Source organism: Parafrankia colletiae (assembly GCF_001854655.1).
GTDB classification, from domain to species: Bacteria; Actinomycetota; Actinomycetes; order Frankiales; family Frankiaceae; genus Parafrankia; species Parafrankia colletiae.
Window position 1 is genome coordinate 183,981 of record NZ_MBLM01000025.1, and the last position, 21,804, is coordinate 205,784.

General features: G+C 73.8%; 10 protein-coding genes. 8 read left to right on the forward strand and 2 right to left on the reverse strand.

Translation table 11 applies throughout. From position 1 onward, the window contains the following. Positions 1–211 precede the first annotated feature (211 nt). The 3 genes from CC117_RS38690 to CC117_RS05090 all read left to right on the forward strand — a co-directional run bounded on the left by CC117_RS38690 (position 212) and on the right by CC117_RS05090 (position 5,408). Complete coding sequence (locus tag CC117_RS38690) at positions 212–967, forward strand: LysM peptidoglycan-binding domain-containing protein (RefSeq protein ID WP_241829847.1); 756 nt, start codon at positions 212–214, stop codon at positions 965–967. A 267-nt stretch (positions 968–1,234) separates the two neighbouring features. Beyond that, positions 1,235–1,822 (forward strand): transcriptional regulator NrdR, encoded by a 588-nt coding sequence (gene nrdR / locus CC117_RS05085; RefSeq protein WP_071082579.1) that lies wholly within the window; start codon positions 1,235–1,237, stop codon positions 1,820–1,822. Positions 1,823–2,372: 550 nt separating this feature from the next. Beyond that, positions 2,373–5,408 carry a vitamin B12-dependent ribonucleotide reductase gene (locus CC117_RS05090; protein WP_071082580.1) on the forward strand — a complete coding sequence of 1,012 codons (3,036 nt, stop codon included), beginning with the start codon at positions 2,373–2,375 and terminating at the stop codon, positions 5,406–5,408. A 190-nt stretch (positions 5,409–5,598) separates the two neighbouring features. Here the strand turns inward: CC117_RS05090 and CC117_RS05095 are convergent, their stop codons facing one another. Next, entirely contained in the window at positions 5,599–7,209 is a 1,611-nt protein-coding gene (locus tag CC117_RS05095) for an amylo-alpha-1,6-glucosidase (RefSeq protein ID WP_241829848.1), read from the reverse strand. Positions 7,210–8,269: 1,060 nt separating this feature from the next. Here CC117_RS05095 and CC117_RS05100 point away from each other — a divergent pair. Then, entirely contained in the window at positions 8,270–9,541 is a 1,272-nt protein-coding gene (locus CC117_RS05100) for an RNA polymerase sigma factor (RefSeq protein ID WP_018636861.1), read from the forward strand. Between the two features lie 255 nt (positions 9,542–9,796). Here the strand turns inward: CC117_RS05100 and CC117_RS05105 are convergent, their stop codons facing one another. Then, a complete protein-coding gene (locus tag CC117_RS05105) occupies positions 9,797–11,374 on the reverse strand; it encodes an AMP-binding protein (protein ID WP_071082581.1) in 1,578 nt (525 codons plus the stop codon). Positions 11,375–11,558: 184 nt separating this feature from the next. Between CC117_RS05105 and CC117_RS05110 the strand changes: the two genes are divergently transcribed. The 4 genes from CC117_RS05110 to CC117_RS05125 all read left to right on the forward strand — a co-directional run bounded on the left by CC117_RS05110 (position 11,559) and on the right by CC117_RS05125 (position 20,599). Further along, positions 11,559–12,851 carry an acetoin utilization protein AcuC gene (locus tag CC117_RS05110; protein WP_071082641.1) on the forward strand — a complete coding sequence of 431 codons (1,293 nt, stop codon included), beginning with the start codon at positions 11,559–11,561 and terminating at the stop codon, positions 12,849–12,851. Next, positions 12,848–15,436: a GNAT family N-acetyltransferase gene (locus CC117_RS05115; RefSeq protein WP_407673473.1), complete on the forward strand. Its 2,589-nt coding sequence runs from the start codon at positions 12,848–12,850 to the stop codon at positions 15,434–15,436. Before CC117_RS05110 ends, CC117_RS05115 begins: the two co-directional genes overlap by 4 nt. Continuing rightward, the gene (locus CC117_RS05120; protein WP_071082582.1) at positions 15,433–19,542 is read left to right on the forward strand and encodes a SpoIIE family protein phosphatase; all 4,110 of its coding nucleotides are present in this window, start codon (positions 15,433–15,435) and stop codon (positions 19,540–19,542) included. Before CC117_RS05115 ends, CC117_RS05120 begins: the two co-directional genes overlap by 4 nt. Positions 19,543–19,753: 211 nt before the next feature. Further along, positions 19,754–20,599: an ABC transporter ATP-binding protein gene (locus CC117_RS05125; RefSeq protein WP_071082583.1), complete on the forward strand. Its 846-nt coding sequence runs from the start codon at positions 19,754–19,756 to the stop codon at positions 20,597–20,599. Positions 20,600–21,804: the final 1,205 nt, after the last annotated feature.

The window sequence follows — 21,804 nt, forward strand, 5'->3', positions numbered from 1 at the left end:
CCGTGATCGCATGGCACGTCAGACCGCAGGTACGGGCGGCGCCGTCGCGACGGGGCGGGGAGTGCGCGGGTGTCGGGGCGCTGCGGTCGGCGGTGTCGCCGTCCGGGGCCGTGCGGTGCGGGGGATGGCGGCGCGTGGCGCCGACCGGCGGCGCGCCAGCGGTGCGCGTCGCCTGCGGTGTCCCGGTCGTGGTCCTTCCGGTGCAGCAGCAGTGACCGGCGGCAGGTTGGCGGGCGGCGCTGCCGACGCTGCCCGGGAGCCGCTGGCGCTGCCCGGGCAGCGGGAGGCCGCGGGGGCGCGGGTCATCGAGATGCCCGGGCTGGCCTGGCGGGCCCTGGCCGTCGGGCATCCGGTGCGAGGGGCTGGTGGTCGTCCTGCGCCGGGCGCGAGGGAGCGCCTCCCGGTGCTCCCGGAACAGTCCGGCCCACCGGCGGGCTGGGAGTACGCGAGCCGTCAGGAGGTCGAGGGCTACGGCGAGTACCTCGACAGATCAGCCCGGTGGCAACGCGAGGAGTGGTCTGGCTGGCAGGCGTCGGCCGACGACGCGGGGCTGCTCGTTCCCCCGCGTCCGGCACGGTGGGGCGGGCAGCGATCCGCATCTGGACCGGGCGGGCGACTGCCGGGTCACGCCGGCCCGCGTGCACGGCCCCGGCCCCGTCCGCGGGCGAGGCGCCGGTCGCAGCCACCCCTGCGGCTGACCATGCGGGGGCGGGTTGTCCTCGGGCTCCTGGCGAGCATGGTCCTGGGCGTGGTCTTCTCCGCGGTGCTGGTCACCTCGTCGCAGGCGTTCACCGGCACGCCGGTGACCTATCAGACCCACCGGGTCCTGCCCGGGGAGACGCTCTGGGAGATCGCGCGCGGGATCGACCCCGATGCCGACACCCGCGAGGTCGTGGGTCAGCTCATGGCGCTGAACGGCCTTCCGACCGCGGCGCTTCTGCCGGGCCAGCAACTTCGGCTGCCCTGAGCGCGCCTCGCTGCTGGCTGTGTCCTGGCCCGTGGGTTTCGGACACGCCGATGGGGGCGGTGTCGGGACTGCCGGGGGTGTGCGCTACGGTTGAACACAACATCTTGTAGTTACAAAGCGGTAAGTCATCCACAGGTTGTGCACCGGTATCCACAGGTCCCGGGCGGGCCCCCGTTGTCGGGAGGCTCGCCGAGGGCGGCCGGCGACCAGCCGGAGGTGCTCCGCGCGCGGCCGTGCAGGCCCGCCGGAGTAGGAGAGGAACGAGCTGTGCGGTGTCCCTTCTGCAGGCATTCCGACAGCCGTGTCGTGGACAGCAGGGAGGCCGAGGAGGGCGCCGCCATCCGGCGGCGGAGATCATGTTCGGCGTGTGGCCGCCGGTTCACCACGATGGAGGAGGCCTCATTGCGGGTGCGCAAGCGTAGCGGCGCCACCGAGCCGTTCAGCCGGGCGAAGGTGATCGTCGGCGTGCGTAAGGCCTGCCAGGGGCGACCCGTCCGGTCGGACGACCTCGCTCTGCTCGCCGAACGGGTCGAGGAGACAGTGCGTGCCTCCGGCTCCGCCGAGGTGGCCGCGGAGGATGTCGGTCGGGCGATCCTGGGCCCGCTCCGGGAGCTCGACGAGGTCGCCTACCTGCGGTTCGCCTCCGTCTACCTGGCCTTCGAGTCGCTTGGCGACTTCGAGGATGCCATCGCGGCGCTGCGCGCCGATGCGAGCCAGGCACCAGGCTCCCGCGGAGGGCGCCCTGCGACGGCGGCCCTGAGCACCGCCGCGGCGGCCGACCAGAACACCGCGGTGCCCGCCGGCCGGCCGCGCCTGCCGACGGTGTCCGCCCTCCAGGCGGCCTCCGGCCCCTGAACCGTCACCGCCAGCCGTCGCTGGCACCGACCCAGCGCCGGTGCCAGCGACGGCTGGCGGTGAGAACCCGGCTGCCGGGGGCCCAGACCTGGGCCCGGTAGCGGCGCGCGGTGGCTCGCAGGCGAGGGCGGCCCGCCGCGAGCATCGGTTCCGCGAACCCGAGCCGATGACTGACCTGGGCCTGCGCGGGCTGGTTGCCATGAACAACGCGTAAGCAGCCCGTCGACGCGCTTCTGCCAGGTGGTCGGGGTCTCCTGTGCCCCTCCGGCAGCGAGGTGGACCCGCGACGCTCCACCGGCCAGGGAGCAACCCACGGCGGGCGTATCACTGACGTCATCCCGCCCCGCCGTGTCCCCGCGTCACCACGACCACGTCCGCCAGTCACTGCCACAGATCCCACGAGTGCATCCAGCCGATCGGCGACCAGGCTGATCCGGCTGTTCCGCTGTGCCTTTCTGCCCGTTCGGAGCGGATCCGACCGCGCCCGGACGGGGCAGGTAGGCACAGCGGCCACTGTTGAACCTGTTCGAGAGCGAAGACGAGGAGTGCCATGACCGAGACCCGCGGCAAGGGGAGCAGGCCGGCCGCCAAGGTGGCCGGGCTGAAGATCCGGCGGGTTCGCACCACGCCGGGCGTCCACCCCTACGACGAGGTCGAGTGGGAGTYCCGGGACGTCGTCATGACGAACTGGCGGGACGGGTCGGTCAACTTCGAGCAGCGCGGGGTCGAGTTCCCGGTCGCCTGGTCGGTCAACGCGTCCAACATCGTGGCCAGCAAGTACTTCCGCGGGGCGGTCGGCACGCCCGAGCGGGAGTCGTCGCTGCGCCAGCTCATCGACCGGGTCGTGCACCGCTACGGCACGGCGGGCCGCGAGCACGGGTACTTCGTGTCGGAGAACGACGCGGAGATCTTCGAGCACGAGCTGACCTGGATGCTGCTGCACCAGGTCTTCAGCTTCAACTCCCCGGTCTGGTTCAACGTGGGGACCCCGGCGCCGCAGCAGGTCTCGGCCTGTTTCATCCTGGCGGTCGACGACACGATGGAGTCGATTCTCAACTGGTACCGCGAAGAGGGGCTGATCTTCAAGGGTGGGTCCGGCGCGGGCCTCAACCTGTCCCGCATCCGCTCGTCGAAGGAGCTGCTCTCCTCCGGCGGGACGGCGTCCGGCCCGGTCAGCTTCATGCGCGGCGCCGACGCCTCGGCAGGGACGATCAAGTCCGGCGGCGCGACCCGCCGGGCCGCGAAGATGGTCGTCCTCGACGTCGACCACCCCGACGTCGTCGAGTTCGTCGAGACGAAGGCGCGGGAGGAGGACAAGATCCGCGCGCTGCGCGACGCCGGTTTCGACATGGACCTCGGCGGGCGTGACATCGTCTCGGTGCAGTACCAGAACGCCAACAACTCGGTGCGGGTCAACGACGAGTTCATGCGCGCCGTCGTCGACGGGACGTCCTTCGACCTGCGGGCCCGCCTCGACAACCGGGTGATCGAGTCGGTGGACGCCCGTGGGCTGTTCACCACGATCGCCAAGGCGGCCTGGGAGTGCGCCGACCCGGGTATCCAGTACGACGGCACGATCAACGACTGGCACACCTGCCCGGAATCCGGCCGGATCTCGGCGTCGAACCCGTGCTCGGAGTACGTCCACCTCGACAACTCCAGCTGCAACCTGGCCTCGCTGAACCTGATGAAGTTCCTGCGGCCGGACCGCACCTTCGACGCGGAGGCGTTCGTCTCCGCGGTCGAGCTGATCATCACCGCGATGGACATCTCCATCTGCTTCGCGGACTTCCCGACACCCGAGATCACCGCGGTGACCCGGGCCTACCGCCAGCTCGGCATCGGCTACGCCAACCTGGGTGCGCTGCTCATGGCGAGCGCCCGGGCCTACGACTCCGAGGGCGGGCGCGCCCTCGCCGCGGCGATCACCTCGTTGATGACGGCGACCGCCTACCGCCGCTCGGCCGAGCTCGCCGGCACCGTCGGCGCCTACGAGGGCTTCGCCCGCAACGCCGATGCGCACCGCCGCGTCGTGCGCAAGCACAGCGCGGCGAACGACTCCGTGCGGGCCGTTCACTCCGAGGACGCCCGGCTGATCGCCGCCGCCTCGCGGGAGTGGGAGCGGGCGCTGGCGGTGGGGGAGAAGAACGGCTGGCGCAACGCCCAGGTCAGCCTGCTGGCCCCGACCGGGACGATCGGGCTGGCGATGGACTGCGACACCACCGGCATCGAGCCGGACCTCGCCCTGGTCAAGATGAAGAAGCTGGTCGGCGGCGCCAGCATGAAGATCGTGAACCAGACCGTCCCGGCGGCGCTGCGGGCGCTGGGCTACCCGGAGGAGACGATCGAGGCGATCGTCGAGTACATCGCCGAGCACGGGCACGTCATCGACGCGCCCGGCCTGCGCCCGGAGCACTACGAGGTCTTCGACTGCGCGATCGGTGACCGTGCGATCAGCCCGATGGGGCACGTCCGGATGATGGCGGCGGTCCAGCCGTTCCTCTCGGGCGCGATCTCGAAGACGGTGAACATGCCGGCCACCGYCACGATCGCCGATGTCGAGGAGATCTACCTGGAGGGCTGGCGCCTTGGCCTGAAGGCGCTGGCGATCTACCGGGACAACTGCAAGGTCGGCCAGCCGCTGACCGACGTCAGGGGCGCGAAGCGGGACGCCGACGCGGCCGAGGCCCTCGCCGCGGCCAGCACCGCGGCGGCGGCCACCGCCGGCAGCGCACTCGGCACCGCACTCGGCATCGCCGCCGGCCCCGGTGCCGCTCCTGGCCTGGCACCCGGGGTTCCGCACTGGCCGGCCGGGCCGGGTGAGCACCGTCCGGTGCGGCGCCGGCTGCCCAAGAAGCGCCCGTCGCAGACCGTCTCGTTCAGCGTCGGCGGCGCCGAGGGCTACATGACCGCGGGCTCCTACCCGGATGACGGCCTCGGCGAGGTCTTCATCAAGATGTCGAAGCAGGGATCGACGCTCGCCGGGGTGATGGACGCCTTCTCCATCGCGATCTCCATCGCGCTGCAGTACGGAGTCCCGCTGGAGGCCTACGTCAGCAAGTTCATCAACATGCGGTTCGACCCCGCGGGCATGACCGACGATCCGGACGTTCGGATCGCCCAGTCGATCATGGATTACCTGTTCCGCCGGCTGGCGTTGGACTACCTCAGCGAGGAGCAGCGCGCGGAGCTGGGCATCCTGTCGGCCTCCGAGCGCACGAGGCGGCTGTCGGACCAGCCCGCCGCACCGGTCGAGCCGGAGATCGACATCGACGCGCTGCGGACGTCCGCGCCGGTGGAGGGTGCTCCAGCGGGCGCGGGCGCACCGGGCGCCGCCGCCGTCGGTGACGGCGCGGTGCCGGCCGACCCGGCACCGTCAGCCGGGGTGAACGGCCTTGCCGGGCCGGCTGCCGGTGGTGGGCCGGAACTGGTGGTGCGCGAGCTGCGAGCCACCATGCCGGGCGGCTCGCTCACCGCGCAGACGGTGGTCGACGCGCCGCTGTGCTTCACCTGCGGCGTGAACATGCGGCCGGCGGGGAGCTGCTACGTCTGCGAGCAGTGCGGTTCGACCAGCGGCTGCAGCTGACACCGCACGTCGCGGCACAGGTGACCTTCCCGGGTGGGCGCGTTCCCGCGCCTGCCCGGGAGATCGCACCCAGCCGAACCTGGGTCCCGTACAGCTCCACGACCAGGTCAGCCATGGCCGTTGCCGGGGGGCGTGACGGTCGCCGCCAGCTCCATATCGACGTCAGTGGCGGCTGTGCGGGTCGGTCGGGTCAGCGTGGCGGGTGGGTGGCGAGGATGTCGACGAGCAGGGCCGCCGTCCAGGAGAAGCGGTTGCTGCCGGCGCCGGAGCCGTCCAGAGGGGAGTAGTACTCGAACATCGAGCCGGACGAGCGGATCACATCGACGGTGTTCCGGCGGATGGCGTCGGCGGCCTCGCGGCGGCCGTAGCGGTCCAGCCCGTCGGCGAGCAGCCAGTTCATGTTGACCCAGACCGGACCCTGCCAGTAGCAGCGGGGCAGGAAGGCGGGATCGTCGGTCGGCACGCTGGCAATGCCGTACTTCGCCCAGTACCGCGGCGACATCAGCTGCTCGACCATGCCGTCGACCTCGCTGTCCGGCACGACGCCGGCGTACAGCGGAAGGAAACTGGCGATCGTGGGGTGAGGCAGCAGGCCGCCGGTGCGGAAGTCGCGGCTGAGGTAGAGACCGTCCGACCACAGATCGTTCATCGCGGCCCGGGTCCGCCGCATCGACCGGGCCAGCCAGCGCGGGACCGGGAAACCGGCCTCCTCGGCGATCGTCACGAGGTGCTCGTTCGCGCGGACGAGGATCGCGTTGAAGGCGACGTCCTGCACCAGGGGGACGAAGGTGTTCCGAATGGTCCGGAACTCGTACCGGCTGCGCCGCAGCTCGCGGACGATCCGATAGAGGGTGAACAGGTCCGCGGAGGTCAGCCGCTCGTCCGGCGGAACCTCCTTGGAGTCACGGCGCAGCGCATCGAGCGCGTCGTCGCCGTTGATCCGGCGCAGCGCCCGCACCGTGCGGGGCGCCACCGGCTTGGTCATCTCCATCCAGGTGGGTGTGTTGTCCATCCCGGACTCCCACGAGTGCACCAGCGTGACCAGCCCGGTGTCGTCCGGGTCGCGCTCGCGGTAGAGCCACTCGTGGAACCGCATCAGCCCCGGCACGAGCCGCCGGTAGAAGGTGACCCGCTCGTCGCGGCTCATGGCCTCGCCGACCCGGACCGCCGCCTCCGCGATCATCGGCGGCTGGGTGACGCCGGTCGACTGGACTCCGCCGGCGGTGGTGCACACCCGGTCGCACCGCCAGCGCTGCGGGCCCGCGTGGTAGTAGTCGGACGTCTCCGCGAAGATGACGTGCGGGATCATGCCACCGGGCCACTGCCCCCGAAGCAGGGAGAGCAGTTCGGCCGCGGCCCGTGCCGGGTCGAGGTGTCGCAGTCCGATCGCGATGAAGCAGCTGTCCCACAGCCACTGGTGCGGGTAGAGCGTGGGCGACGGACGAGTGATGTCCCCGAGGTCGTTCGCACGCAGGACCCCGATGGCCGTCTCGCGCAGCGCGGCCAGGTCGGCGGGCAGCGCGACCTCCCCGGCGGGCGGCGCCACCGTGGTGCCAGCACCGGCCCCGGTCGCACCCGGCGTGGCGGGTGTCACATCAGGCGGGTCGGCGGGGGCCGGGATGTCGGCGGGCACGGCGGTGCCGATGCCGGCGGCGGCCCCGCGTGACCGGTTGGTGCCCGTCGCCGGCACCGGAGGGGGACCGGCGGTCGAGCCGGTCGGCGTCCCCGGCGGCGCCGCGGCAGGGGTGGCATCACGCGCGACGGGCGGCATGATCGGGCTGGACGAGGACGGTGCGGGCATCGGGGAAACCGACATCGTGAGAGAGTAGCGGTTACACGCCGTGCTCGCCTGGCGGGGGCCGCCGGTGTGGTCCGCCTAACGGAAGATGATTGCGCCCGAGCTACGGGTGCGTTGCGACACGTTCGTCGTCCCCCTGCCACGCAGGGAAAAGTCCGGTTCGATGGTCAGGCGTGATGTCGCGGCGCGGCCCGCGGAGCCCGCCGGGGGCGGGGGCGGCAGGTGGGGCCAGGGCGCCGCAACCCGGCAGATCAACTACCTAGAGTGACGATTGGGCGGTTGGCGTGGAGGTCTCCTCCGGAGTCGGCCCCTGGGCGGCGTCCGGTGTGCGGCCGGAGTCGGCTGCCCGGCAGGATCCCGACGGGACGCCCCGGGCTCGATGCCGCGACCGCCTTTCCGTGGGCCCGACGTGGCCTCGTGGTGCGGGAGTGTGAGGGGCGGCCCGGCTGGTGCGCGTCGCGCCGGTGCCGCTTTCCGGAGTCACGCAGTGGTGTCGAGGCGGCTGGCTGTGGGCCCGCTCACGCATCCGGAGTCCTTGCTGGGCCCACAGTGGTCTCCACGTGAGCTCTTCGTGGTGCGTGTCACAGCGCTGAACCCGTTTCGCGCGGGCATGCGGGCCCGCACGGCGGGTACCAGCACGGTGGGAACGCCGTTGCGGCCTTCCCTGCCTGCTCGGGGCGCATCCGAATCGAGGCGGGCGTGCGACGGCCTTCGGTTGCGCACCCTCGCCGAAGAGCCGGGAAGGTGACGCCGATCTCTGGATCGAACTCCCTAAAGTGTCATGGTGGCGACTCTCCGCTGTGAAATGTCACTGATAGTCGAGGGGCCACCGTGGGAGCCACCGAGATAGTTGCTCGTTCCCGCCACAGCACGCGATCTGCCAGGTAGTCTTCGCGACAGCGGGTTCAGCGTCCCGAAGGCAGGGGTCTACACTTCTCAGTAGGCCCGGCGATCGCTGACGTCCGGCTGTGCCTGCACGGGAATGGTTGCGCCTCTTCGGTCGTTACCTCCACGTGCAAGGAAGTAGACGACCCACCCGCACCGACCATCGGATCTGCCACTGATGACGCTGCCTGCCCTTGAACTAGCCGAGCGCACCGACGAGTCACGCCCGCGTCCGCGGCGTACCCGTCGCTCCGCTTCTCCTGCCCGTAACACTCCGAGCCGCACGCTGGCTGCGGTTCCCGACGAGCTTGACGAGCTCGACGTCTCCGCGGTCGCGGAGCTCATCGCCCGCGGTCGCGAGACCGGTGAGCTCAGCCGCGCCGAGCTCCGTGAGGCCCTTGAGGCCGCGGACATCGGCGTGGAGCTGCTGCCCGCGCTGATCAGTCGGCTCAGCGCCGCCGGCATCGACCTCGTCGAGGAAGAGGACGTCGAGCGCCCCGGGGCCGGTGCCGCACCGACCCGCACCGTCGCCGACCACGCCGGTACGGCGGACCTCGTCCGCATGTACCTGCGCGAGATCGGCAAGGTGCCGCTGCTCAACGCCGCCCAGGAGGTCGAGCTCTCCAAGCGGGTCGAGGCTGGTCTGTTCGCCGAGCACAAGCTCGACACGGACCAGAACCTGCCCGAGGAGCTCCGCCGCGACCTGGGTCGGCTCGTCGCCGACGGCCAGGCTGCCAAGCAGCAGCTGGTCTCCGCCAACCTGCGCCTCGTGGTGTCGGTGGCGAAGAAGTACAGCGGCCGCGGCATGACCCTGCTGGACCTCGTCCAGGAGGGGAACCTGGGCCTCATCCGCGCGGTCGAGAAGTTCGACTACGCGAAGGGCTACAAGTTCTCGACCTACGCCACCTGGTGGATCCGCCAGGCCATCGGCCGCGCGCTGGCCGACCAGGCCCGGACGATCCGCATCCCGGTGCACGTGGTCGAGCAGATCAACAAGATCACCCGGCTGCAGCGCCAGCTCGTCTCGACCCTCGGCCGTGAGCCGACGGACGAGGAGCTCGCGTTCGAGCTGGACATGCCGATCGAGCAGGTCGTCGAGCTGCGCCGTTACGCGCAGGACACGGTGAGCCTGGAGACGTCCGTCGGCGACGACGGCGACTCCGTGCTCGGCGACTTCATCGAGGACTCCGACGCGACCTCCCCGGCCGACGCCGCCTCCTACGGCGCGATGCAGGATGAGATCGACAACGTCCTCGGCGCGCTGAACCCGCGTGAGCGCGAGGTGATGCGGCTGCGCTTCGGGCTCGCCGACGGCAAGCAGCACACGCTTGCCGAGGTGGGTAACCGACTCGGCCTGACCCGTGAGCGTATCCGTCAGATCGAGCGCGACACGCTGAGGGAGCTGCGCAAGCCCGCCGTCGCCGGCAGGCTGCGCGAGTTCCTCGACTGAGGATCGGTCGTCTGGGACGAGGTCGTCTGGTGGGCGGCGGCAACGCGGGCCGGCGCCCACAGCAGGCCGGAGCAGGGGCAGTCGCACCGCTCCGGTAAAGGGTGGTGGGAAGCCGGATCCTCGCTGATGCGAGGATCCGGCTCTTCCATTTCCCGCGCCCCCGTGCCCCCGCGGCCTCCCATGGCCCCCAGGTTCTGCGGCCTCGCGACCCCCTCCCGGACCGCGGGTCAGGGCGGGACGGGCGGGACAGGCGGGTCAGGGCCCGGGGCGCAACCCGGACGGGATGAGTGCCGGGAAGGCGACGTCCCCGACGGCGAAAGCGCCGGCAGCGGTCGCCCGGGCCCGTTCACGCTGCCACCACCAGCCGGGAAAGCGGCCCAGCCGGGTCTGGTAGAGCCACGCGCCCGTCGGGTCTCCCCAGACGAACACCGGCATCGACGGCAGCGGTGCCGTCACGACCAGCTCGCCGCCGGTGTCCGCCCGGTCGGTGACCCGCACCGCGCAACCCAGCGTCGGCCCGGCCTCGCCGGCCCGTACCGGTTCCGTCGGCAGTGCCAGGATCAGCGCCGTACCGAGTTCGGCGCTGCCACTCATAGGTGTGAAGGCCACCGACGGGCTCACCGCCTCGTACACCCACGCCGCCGCGTCGGGGGCGAACGGGGCTCCGAACGCCCCGACTGTCCGCAGCAGGGAGAGGTCCGCGAGGGCTGCCGGCACGAGCCCGCTGTCCCGGCAGGCTTCCACGAACGCCGCGGCCAGCCCCAGGCAGGTCACCTCGATCGCCTCGGTGAGCCGCCACAGGATCGACAGGTCCGGGTGGGCCGGGCTGCCGTCGTACAGGACGATCGTCGTGCCCGTGAGCAGCCCGGAGACCAGGTAGTGCCACATCACCTCGCCGGTGGTGGCCTGCCAGCAGAGGCGGTCGTCCGGCCCCAGGTCCAGGTGCATGGCCAGCGATTTCAGGTGCTCCAGCAGGATGCCGCCGTGCCCGTGGACGACCGGTCGCGGCTGGCCGCCGGCCTCGGTGGTGAAGAGGATCCACAGTGGGGCGTCGAACGGCAGCCGGGCGAAGACCAGCTCCTCCTCGACGGCGAGCAGATCGTCCCAGGACCGCAGCGCAGGCACCCCGACCTCGGCCGCCCGGCCGAGCGCGTCGGAGGTGAGATAGGGGATCACGACCGTTGCCGCCAGGTTGGGCAGCCGTCGGGCGAGGTGCGCCAGCGGCTCCAGGGAGTCGAAGACCTGGCCACCGCGGGTGTACCCGTCGACGCCGATCAGCACCCGCGGGGTGATCGGGGCGAACCGGTCGGCGAGCCCCTCGGGCGCCGCGTCAGGCGGGCAGGAGGCCCAGACCGCCCCGATACTGGCCGTGGCCAGCATCGCGATCACCGCGTGCGCCGTGTTCGGCACCACCGCGGCGACCCGGTCGCCGGGTCCGATGCCGAGCCGGCGCAGTCCGGCGGCGGCGCGGGCGACCTGCCGGCGCAGCTCGTCCCAGCTGACCACGGCGGTCGCCCCGTCCTCGCGGACGGCGATGATTCCCGGTGCGGCGCCGTGGCGGGTGAGCGCGTTCTCCGCGTAGTTGACGCGCGCACTGGGAAACCAGTGGGTTCCGGTCATCCCCGCGCCGGTCAGCGGCGGGCCGTCCCCGCGGTCACCCTCGACGGCGCAGAACTCCCAGAGCAGGTCCCAGAAGCGGCCGGGTTCGGTGACCGACCAGTCCTGGAGTGCCGCCGATCCGGCGAGGGGCAGCCCGTGCTCCTCGGCCAGCCATCCGCGGAACCGGGTCACGGATGCCTCGGCGACCCGCCGCGCCGGCGGCTCCCACAGCACGGCGCCGACCGGGGTCCTCGACGCCGTGCCGGGAACCGGCCGGCGACCGCGTGGTTCGTCGTGTTCTGGTCCTTCGTCTCCCGCCACGTGATCTGACCCTAATGTGTCGCGTTTCGCCATCCGTCCGCCGCGTCGTCGCTCCGGACAGCGATGGGAGTTACCGTCTTGTCGTGTGAGCGGGTCCGTGAACGCAGAGCCGGCGCAACCGCGAGACACCGGATCCCGGCCGCGGCCGCCGGTCGGCGGTGCGGACGGCCGCACGCTGCTGGTCTGGGACCCGGCGATGCTCGACTACGACTTCGGACCGAGCCATCCGCTGCATCCGGTCCGGCTCGCCCTGACCATGGATCTTGCCGGCGCGGCCGGTCTGCTCGACCGCCCCGGGCTCACGGTGTCGTCCGCGGCGCTGGCATCCGACGACCTGATCGAGCTCGTCCACGACCCTGCCTACCTGCGGGCCGTCCGGGAGGCGTCGCCGGGCTCGGCGACCGGCGCCCGGCTGGCCGCCAGATTCGGCCTCGGCTCCACCGACAACCCCGTCTTCGACCGGATGCACGCCGCCGCCGCGCTCGTCACCGGCGGCACGCTGGCCGCCGCGCGGGCCGTGTGGGAGGGCACCCACCGGCACGCGGTGGCGATCGCCGGCGGCCTGCACCACGCCATGCGCGGCACGGCGAGCGGGTTCTGCGTCTACAACGACCCGGCGGTCGCCATCGCCTGGCTGCTGTCGGCGGGTGCCGGCAGGGTCGCCTACATCGATGTGGACGTCCACCACGGCGACGGCGTCCAGGCGGCCTTCTACGACGATCCGCGGGTTCTGACGATCTCGTTGCACCAGAGCGGGCGCACCCTGTTCCCCGGCACCGGCTTCCCCGACGAGGTCGGGGTGGGTGACGCCGAGGGCACGGCGGTCAACGTGGCGCTCCCGCCGCGGACGGACGACGCCGGCTGGCTGCGGGCGTTCTCCGGCGTGGTGCCGGTGCTGCTGCGCTCGTTCCGGCCGCAGGTCCTCGTCACCCAGCACGGGTGCGACACGCATGCCTTCGACCCGCTGGCGGATCTGCGGCTGTCGCTGGAGGGGCAGACCGCCTCGTACGCGGCGCTGCACGCGCTGGCGCACGAGGTGTGCGGCGGCCGGTGGCTGGCCTGCGGGGGAGGCGGGTACGCGCTCGACGCCGTCGTCCCGCGGGCCTGGACCCAGCTGCTGGCGATCGCCACCCACGCCCCGCTGGACCCGGCCCGGCCGCTGCCGCCGGACTGGGCCGCCGGCGCGCCGGCGAAGGTGCGGGCCGCGACCGGCCACGACTCGGTCGGCGCGGCCGGGATGCCGGCCGCCTTCGGAGACGGCGCCTCGGCGCGCTACCACCCGTGGGACGCGGGCGAGGGCGACGTCGACGACCCCGTCGACCGGGCGGTCGCCGCCACCCGCCGCGCGGTGCTCCCCCTGCACGGCCTCGACCCCCTCCAGGACCGGTGAGCCGCCCCGGTCCCGACGCCGCGCCGGCACCGGTGGCAGTACGGGCGTCGGCGGCAGTACCCGTGCCGGACGACTACCCGGAGCACTGGGAGGCCGACGTCGTCCTGCTGGACGGCGGGACGGCGCACATCCGGCCGATCCGCCCGGCGGACGGAGCGCTGCTGCGCCCCTTCTGGTCCCGCCTGTCCACCCGAACGATCTACTTCCGCTACTTCAACGTCCGGCGCGGCCTCAGCGACGAGGACATCGCCCGCACGACCCAGGTCGACCAGCGGGCCCGCGGCGCACTGGTCGCCCTGATCGGCGGTGAGATCGTCGCGCTCGCGCACTGGGAGCGCGGCCGCGCGACCGACCTGCCACCGCCCGCGCTGGCCACGGCGGCCGAGGTCGCCTTCCTGGTCGAGGACGCCCAGCAGGGCCGCGGGATCGGCTCGGTGCTGCTGGAACATCTCGCCGCGGCAGCGGCCGAGCGCGGGGTGCGCCGCTTCGACGCCGAGGTCCTCGGCGAGAACCAGCAGATGATCCGGGTGTTCCTGGACGCCGGCTACACCGTGGCGCGGGCCTGGGAGCCCGGCGCTGTCCGGCTGTCGTTCGACATCGCGCCGACCGCTCGCTCCGTCGACGTGATGCGGGCCCGGGAGCACCGGGCGGAGGCGGCGTCCGTGTACCGGCTCCTGCACCCGCGGGCCGTGGCCGTCATCGGGGCGGGCCGGGACCGGGGGTCGCTCGGCAACATCGTGCTGCGCAACCTGCTGGCCGGCGGCTTCGACGGGCCGGTGCACCCGGTGAACCCGCTCGCGGCGGCGGCCGACGGCGCTGTCGCCTCGGTCCGGGCGTACGCCTCGGTCGAGGACACGCCGCGCCCGGTCGATCTGGCGGTGCTGTGTGTGCCGGCCGCCCAGATCCCGGCTGTGGTGGCCGCCTGCGGGCGGCACGGGGTACGCGGGCTGGTCGTCATGACCGACCAGCGTGACGACGCCGCGGACGTCCGGCTCGCCGCCGACGCCCGCGCGTACGGCATGCGGGTCGTCGGGCCGGCCAGCCTCGGGCTGCAGAACCCTGCCGCGGGGCTGAACGCGTCACTGGTCGGCGAGATGCCGGCCGCGGGCCGGATCGGCTGCTACTCCCAGTCCGGCCCACTTGGCGGCGCCCTGCTGGAGGCCGCCGCCGGCCGTGGGCTGGGACTGTCGGTCTTCGTCTCGGCCGGCGACCGCGCCGACGTCAGCGGCAACGACCTGCTGCAGTACTGGAAGGCCGACCCGTCCACCGGGGTGGCCCTCATGCACCTGGAGACCTTCGGTAATCCGCGCAAGTTCGCCCGGCTCGCCCGCTGGCTGGGGCGGGACACTCCGGTCGTCGTCGTGCTCTCCGAACGGACGCCGCTGGACGAGGCACTGCTGCGTCAGGCCGGGGTGATCGGCGTCGACCGGGTCTCCCAGGGCCTGGACGTCGCCCTGCTGCTCGCCAGCTGCCCGCTGCCGGCGGGGAACCGGGTGGCGGTCGTCGGCGACTCGCGCGCCCTGGTCCGGTTCACGGCGCGGGCCGCGGACGCCGCCGGCCTCGCCGTCGAGGAGGTGCTGCTGCCCGTGGACAGCACCCCGGAGGCGTTCCGGAAGGCCCTCGTCGACGCCTCCACCAGGGCGGACGCGCTGATCACGGCCGCCGTGCGGCCGCCGTCAGCGGTACCTCGGCCCCGACCCGGTCCCACCGGTCCCACCGGTCAGACCGGTCAGACCGGTCCCGTCGAGTCGGCGGCGGTCGGCGCGGCCACCGCGGCGGCGAGCGTGAACGTGCCGTTGCTGGCGACCGTGAGCGGCGGTCGGATCGGGCCCGAACTGGACGGGATCCCCACCTACTTCTCGCCGGAGGCGGCGGTCGGCGCGCTGCGCCGGGCTGTCGCCTACGCCCGCTGGCGGGCGCTGCCAGCAGGCGCCGTCCCCCCGCTCCCGGTCCAGGTCGACGAGGCCCGGCGGCTTACGGCGGGCGTGACCGGCACGCTCGCCTCCGGCGCCGCGCGTGCGCTGCTCGCCTGCTACGGCATCGAGCTCACCCCCGCGCCGGACGTCCACAGCCCAGGGCAGGACGTCCACCTCCCCGACGCGGCGGGGCCGCCGGGCGTGGCGGTGGTTCTCGGCGCCGAGGAGAATCCCCGCTTCGGTCCACTGGTGTCCTTCGGGCTGGCGGGCCCGGCGACGGAGCTGCTCGGCGACCGGGCGCACCACATCCTGCCGCTGACCGACGCCGACGCGGCCCGGCTGGTCCGGTCGGTACGCGCGGCGCCCCTGCTCTTCGGTTACCGCGGAGCCGCGCCGGTCGACGTCGCGGCGCTGGAGGACCTGCTGCTGCGGCTGGCCCGACTCGTGGACGAGATCGGCACGGTGCGCCGCCTGGCTCTGGACCCCGTCATCGTCGCGGCGGACGGGGTCAGTGTGCGCGCGGCGGAGATCCTCCTGGCACCCCCGACACCACGGGCGGATGCCGGTCCGCGCCGGTTCTGGAGGCCGGTGACGGAGCGCCCGGCCGCGGCCGACCCGCAGCCCGGTTCGGCACAACGTGTCCCCACCGTCCACAATCGTCTGCCATGACCACGCCGTACCCTGCTCAGCCAGCCGGCCGGCCGTCCATCGGCCCCGACGCGGACGGCCGCGACGCCGCCGGCGACGAACCGGCCGGGTCGGGTGGTCCTGACTCCACGGGCTTGGGCTATCCCGGTCTGCCGATGCCCGGCTGGGACAGCACGGACCATGCGGCGGGAGGCTGGAACGGGCTGGCCGGCCAGCATGGCTGGCCCGTCTACGCGGAGGTGAGTGGCGCGGGCGCCGGTGCGGCCGGCGCCGCGGCGCACACGCCGTCCGGCTGGGAGCCGCTGGCGGGCGAAGGGGAGGGCGGCGAACCGCGGCCCTCGGCCACGGCCGGACTGGCGCCCCACGGCCCGGCGCCGGTACCACCGCTGCTACCGCCGTCCGAGTCCGGACCGTCCGCGGTACCGCCGGTGACTGCACCGGACCAGCTACAGCCGGACCAGCTGCAGCCCACCCCCCTGCAGTCCGGGCAGCCGCAGTCCGGGGAAGGCGCCTCCGGGCCCGTGCCGCCCGGGGCACTGCGCCCGCCGCCGCCGCCGTCGGAGGCGCCGCCGGGGTTCGTGCCCTCCCTCGGCCAGGTGGCCGACGAGCGGTCCGTGGGCGAAGTCGCCGGGCCGGGTTTCGCCGGTCTCGCCGGTCTGCCCGGTTTCCCGCCCACCGCCCCGCCGGACGCGGCCGGTGCGATCCCCGCTGACTTTGGTACGCCCTGGCACACACCGACCCTCGATCCGACATCCATGCCCGCCTCCGTCTCCGCCTCCGTCTCCGCCTCCGGCTCCGTCTCGGCGTCCGCGGCGGGCGGGACGGGAGCCGGAGCGGTCGGCGGAGTCGGGCCGGACGGGCTGCTGCCGCCGGGCTCCGCGCATCCCGGCGCGGGATCCGACCTCGGCACGTCCCTGCCGCCGCCGCTGCTCCCCCCGGCCGCGGATCCCACCGGGCAGACCCTGCGGGACGCCCTGTTCGACCGGGCGCCGGTCGGCCTCGCCCTCTACGACACCGCCGGCCGCTACGTCCGGGTCAACGAGGTGCTCGCCCGGCTCAACGGACGTCCGGCCGTCGAGCATCTCGGCCGCACGATGTCGGAGCTGCTCGGCGACATCGGGCAGGAGATGGACGTCCTGCTGGGCCGCGTGCTGCGAACCGGAGAGCCGGTGACGGACCTGGAGATCGGCGTCGCCACGGGCGGCACCGGTCCGGACCAGACCTGGCTGGCGAGCTGGTACCCGGCGACGGACCGGCTGGGTACGCCCGCCGGCGCCGTCCTGGTCGCGGTCGACGCGACCCGGGCGAAGACAGCGCAGGCAGACCTCACCCGCGCGCAGGCCCGTGAGCGCCTGCTGGTTGACGCCGCAGCCGCCGACGTCTTCCACGCCACCGCCGACGGCGCTCTCGACATCGATCTGCCCCGCTGGCGTGCGGCGACCGGGCAGACCGGCCCGCAGACGGCCGGTTTCGGCTGGCTGGACGCCGTCCACCCGGACGAGCGGGAGCAGGCCCGGCGGTCCTGGCACGGCGCGGTCGAGCGCGGCGAGCCGTTCGACGCCGAGTTCACCGTCCCGGACGTCACCGGTGGGTTCCGGACGATGACCGCGCGGCTGGTGCCGGCGGTGGACGGCCAGCACGCCGAATGGGTCGGCGTGTTCGCGGACGTCACCGAAGCCCGTTCGGCCGCCGCGGCGCGGGCGTCGTTCACCGCTGCCGCGGACGAGGCCGCGTGGCGCCGGGACCAGTCGCGGCGCCTCACCTCCGCGCTGGGGCGGGCGGTGACCGTCGACGACGTGGTCGCCGCCGTCGTCGAGCACGCCGGCCGCGCCGCGCGCGCCGTCAGCCGCGGCGTGGCGCTGATCGACGAGACCGGTGACCGGCTGCGTTTCCACGCGCTGGTCGGCACCTCGGCCGAGTACGCCGGGCGATGGTCGGAGGTGTCGCTCGGCGCCATCCACCCGCTCGCCGAGGTCGTCCGCGGCCAGCGGCCGGTTCTGCTGCGCAGCCGGGACGAGCTCGGCGCCCGCTGGCCGGTCGCGGACCTGCTCGGCACCGTCGAGGCAGGCCCCGAGCATGCCTGGGCCCTGGTGCCGCTGGCGACGACGGACGCGCCGTTCGGCGTCCTGCACCTCGGTTTCCCCGCGGCACGGGATTTCGACGGCGAGGACCAGGAGTTCCTGCTGGCCCTCGCCGAGCAGTGCGCACAGGCGCTGGAACGGGCGACGCTGTTCGAGCGGGTCGCCGCCGACGCGACCGAGCGCCGGCTGGCCCGGGACGAGTCCGACGCGGACCTGGCGACAGCCCGGGCCGCCGCCCAGACCCAGCAGGCGTCGGCTGCCACGGCCCGGCGCCGGTTGGAGCAGCTCGCCCAGGCCGGAGCCGCGGTCACGGCCGCGGCTGATCCCGACCGGGCGCTGGCCGCGCTGGCGGCGGTCGTCGTCGCGGAGATCGCCGACGTCTGCCTCGTCCATCTGGCGTCCCCCGCGGACGGATCGGACCCCGCCGACGGGCCCGCGGTGCGCCCGGCCGTGTTCGCCGTCCGCGACGGCCTCGCCGCCGGCCCGCCGCCGGGCGGCCCGGCGCTGCTCCTGCCCACCCCGAGCCCGCTCGCCGCCGCCGCCGTCGCTGCCGTCGCCGACGGTCCGGGCGGGCGTCCCGGCCCCATCCTGCTGAACGCGGGGGAGGGCAGCGCGGCGCCTGGCGGCGTTCCGTACTCCGGCGCCCTGTCCTCGTCCGGAGGGCTGCCCCTGCCGGGCCTGCCGCTGTTCCTGGACGGCGTCCTCGCCCCGGAACTGGCCCGGTGGGTCCGCGACGCGGAGGGCCACAGCGCCGCCGCGGTCCCGATCCTGTTCCGCGGACGGCCCGTCGGCGTCCTGACGATGATCGTCACCGGTGAGCGGGCCGCGTTCACCGGGGATGACCTGCCCTTCCTGACCGAGGTCGCGGCCCGCACCGCGCCGGCTCTCGAACGCGCCGGGCGGGGCGGGCCGGCCGGCGGCGAGGCCCGGGAACTGCAGCAGGCGCTGCTGCCGCGGCTGCCCACCCTGGCCGGCCTCGACCTGGCGGCGCGGTACCTGCCCGCCGGTGAGGCCGACGAGGTCGGCGGCGACTGGTTCGACGCCATCGACCTGGGTGCCGGGCGGGCCGCGCTGGTCATCGGCGACGTGATGGGACGCGGCCTGCGCGCGGCGGCGCTGATGGGGCAGCTGCGCAGCGCCGTCCGGACCTGCGCCCGCCTCGACCTGCCGCCCGCGGAGGTGCTCACCCAGCTCGACCTGCTTGTCGCCGATCTGGCCGAGGACCTGATCGCCACCTGCATCTACGCGGTCATCGAGACCGAAACCGGCCAGCTCACCCTGGCCAGCGCGGGACATCCGCCGCCCCTGGTGGTTGCCCCGGACGGCCTGGTGTCGCGGCTGTACATGGCGGTGGCGACACCGCTGGGGCTCGCCCGCGACGCGATGACCGAGTACACCGTGCAGCTTGGGCCCGGTTCCCTGCTCGCGCTGTTCACCGACGGGCTCGTCCGCGGGCCCGGGACGGACATCGACGCGGGCGTGTCGAACCTCGCCGCGGTGCTCGCGCGCCCGGCGGAGGACTGGGACGACCGACTCGACGTCCTGGCCCGGGCGGCCTGCGCCGCCCGGCCGCCGGCGGGCTCGGGTTCCGGTGATGACGTGGCCCTGTTGTTGGCCCGGCTGCCAGAGCGCGACAGCCGGGCGGAGCCGCTGGATGTCTCGGCCGACCCGGGCGCCGGCCTGAGCCAGGTGCGGGCCCAGGTCCGGGTCGCGCTGGAGAACGCCCTGCTCCCACCCGCGCTGATCGACACCGTGGTCCTCGTGCTCTCCGAGCTCGTCGGCAACGCGCTCGTGCACGGCCGCGAGCCGCTGTCGGCGCGCGTCCGCCGGATGGCGTCCGCCGGAACAGGCACGGGCGGGGCGCCGCACCTGCTGATCGAGGTCACCGACGCCGGCGGCCGGATGCCCCGCCGGCGCCGCGCCGGGCCCGAGGACGAGACCGGGCGCGGGCTCGACCTGGTGGGCAGGCTGGCGTCCCGGTGGGGCACGCGCCCGGTCGGCGACGGCAAGCTGGTATGGGCGGAGATCGACCCCGACCGGACCTGACAGGGCCCGCGCGAGGCCCGGCCGACGCCCGCCCGACGCCCGGTCGCCGGGCCGGTCAGCAGCGGGCCGCCGGGGCCGCCGGGGGGCCGGCCGGGGCTGGAAAGCCGTTGTCCCGTTCCGGCCTTCTCCGGCCGCGCAGGGGCGCGGGTACGTCCTGCTTTCCCTTGACCGGGACGCCGGAACACCGGCCGGCTCGCGTAACGTGAGCGTCATGTCGGACGCCGTGCTGCGCCTAGATCAGGTCACGGTCAGACGTGACGGGCAGGACCTCCTGCGCGACGTGAACTGGGTGGTGAACCAGGGCGAGCGCTGGGTGCTCCTCGGGCCGAACGGCGCAGGCAAGACCACCCTGCTGCAGATCGCGTCCTCACGGCTGTTCCCCACCTCCGGCACGGTGCATCTGCTCGGCGAGCGGCTGGGCCGGGTGAACCTGCAGGAGCTGCGCTACCGCGTCGGTGCGGTCAGCCCGGTGCTCACCGACCGACCGCCGGCCGACGAGCGTGTCCTCGACGCGGTGGTCACCGCGGCCTGGTCGGTGCTGGGCCGCGGCGACGAGCAGTACGACGACGTCGACCTGAAGCGGGCCACCGAGCTGCTGGGCCAGTTCGGCTGCCGGAACCTCGCGGCGCGGACCTTCGGCACCCTTTCCGAGGGCGAGCGCAAGCGGGTCCTGATCGCCCGTGCACTGATGACCGACCCCGAACTGCTCCTGCTGGACGAGCCGGCGAGCGGCCTCGACCTCGGCGCCCGGGAGGCGCTGCTCCGGCGGCTCACCCGGTTCGCCGCCGACCCGGCCGCGCCCGTCACCGTGCTGGTGAGCCATCACGTCGAAGAGATACCGATCGGGGTCACACACGCCCTGCTGCTGCGCCGTGGCCAGGTTCTCGCCGCCGGGCCGGTCGGCGAGGTGCTGGTTTCCGAGCGCCTGTCATCCTGTTTCGGTCTGCCGCTGGAGGTGTCGGCCACCGCGGGCCGGTACGCGGCCCGGCTCGCCGCGCCTGGACCGCGTACCCGGCCGCCGGCCTCCGCACCTGTGCCGGCTCCGGCACCGGCCTGACAGGGCAATCCCGCGCCATCGCGGCTGAACCGTCATTTCATCGAGGTAGGTCCACCCGGATCCGGCCGGAGAACACCGGCGCCGGTACACGCGTGCCGAACCAGCCTGCGTCCGCCTGGCCGGCCGGAGCAGCCCGTCGCCGAGCAGCCCGTGCCATGGCGGGCGGATGTGATCCCGGTGTCCGACCGCGTCCTGCTTTCGCGTCCGGCGGGCATTCCGCCGCCCTCCGATGCGCGCGGCCGCGCCGGACGCGGGCGCAGCCGCGGTGGGCCTGAGCGGCTGTAGCTGCCTACGAAAGCTGCCCGCGAAGCCGCTCAACCCGCTCAAGCCGCTCAGGTCGCCTGTGCTGGCCGGTATCGAGAATCGAGGGTTTCATTACCCTCCCGGCGTTCGAGGGCCTTCCTGGCGCGGTGGGGCGGCTGGGGAGCGGTCCCGGCCGCGAGTCGACTCCCGGCTGCGGGTCGACTTCCGGCCGGCCGGCCGCGGCCGGCGCAGGGGTGTAGGGGCGTCCGACCCGGCTGGACCCGCCGTATCCGCGGTGGCAAACCGGGCATCGTGACCGGCGAAGGTGGGACGGGCGCAGGCCGGTGCCTTGGGCGTCCTTATCTGTCGGCGTCCTGAACGTGTCGCGGTGCCGGGGTTCGGCCTTCGAAAAATGTGATTCCGGACATAGTGATTTCCGGCATATCGGTACTCAGGTCTCGTCAAGGAGATCCCGTAGCCAGCGGGCGCTCGTGACCTGTGCGCCGAGTGCGCGAACGCGATCCCGCAGCGCCCGATCGGATGTCACCACCAGAGTCGGCGATGTCGTGCCGCGTACCGCATCCACGATGGCGTCGTCCCCACTGGCTGGTGCGTGGATCACCAGGAGGTGTGGGGGTTCCGTCCCCTTTCCGGGTAACGGGGCGTTCGGTTCGGATGCTGGCGCCGGGAGCTGGTCTTCCCGCTGTCCGGCGGAGATATCGCCCGAACCGTGCCGGGGTGGTGCGAACTTCGGCGAGCCGGGCCCGGCCGGTACACCCGCCCGGGCGGCGCCTTCGAGAACAAGAAGCACCTGTGCCGGCCGGTCGGCTTGAGTGCGGGGTCCATCCGCCCGGTGGAGCAGGGTGAGAATGTCCCTGTGTAGTCGCCTGGCGGCACCTGCGCGGTCGCGCCACCAGCCGTCGGGCCGGGCGCCAATCACGTTCGCCGCGTCCACGACCCAG

Bases quoted from the DNA above. Each gene is read 5' to 3' on its own strand.
- CC117_RS05100 (WP_018636861.1), top strand. From the start codon at position 8,270: ATGACGCTGCCTGCCCTTGAACTAGCCGAGCGCACCGACGAGTCACGC.
- CC117_RS05120 (WP_071082582.1), top strand. From the start codon at position 15,433: ATGACCACGCCGTACCCTGCTCAGCCAGCCGGCCGGCCGTCCATCGGC.
- CC117_RS05095 (WP_241829848.1), bottom strand. From the start codon at position 7,209: ATGCCCGCACCGTCCTCGTCCAGCCCGATCATGCCGCCCGTCGCGCGT.
- CC117_RS05125 (WP_071082583.1), top strand. From the start codon at position 19,754: ATGTCGGACGCCGTGCTGCGCCTAGATCAGGTCACGGTCAGACGTGAC.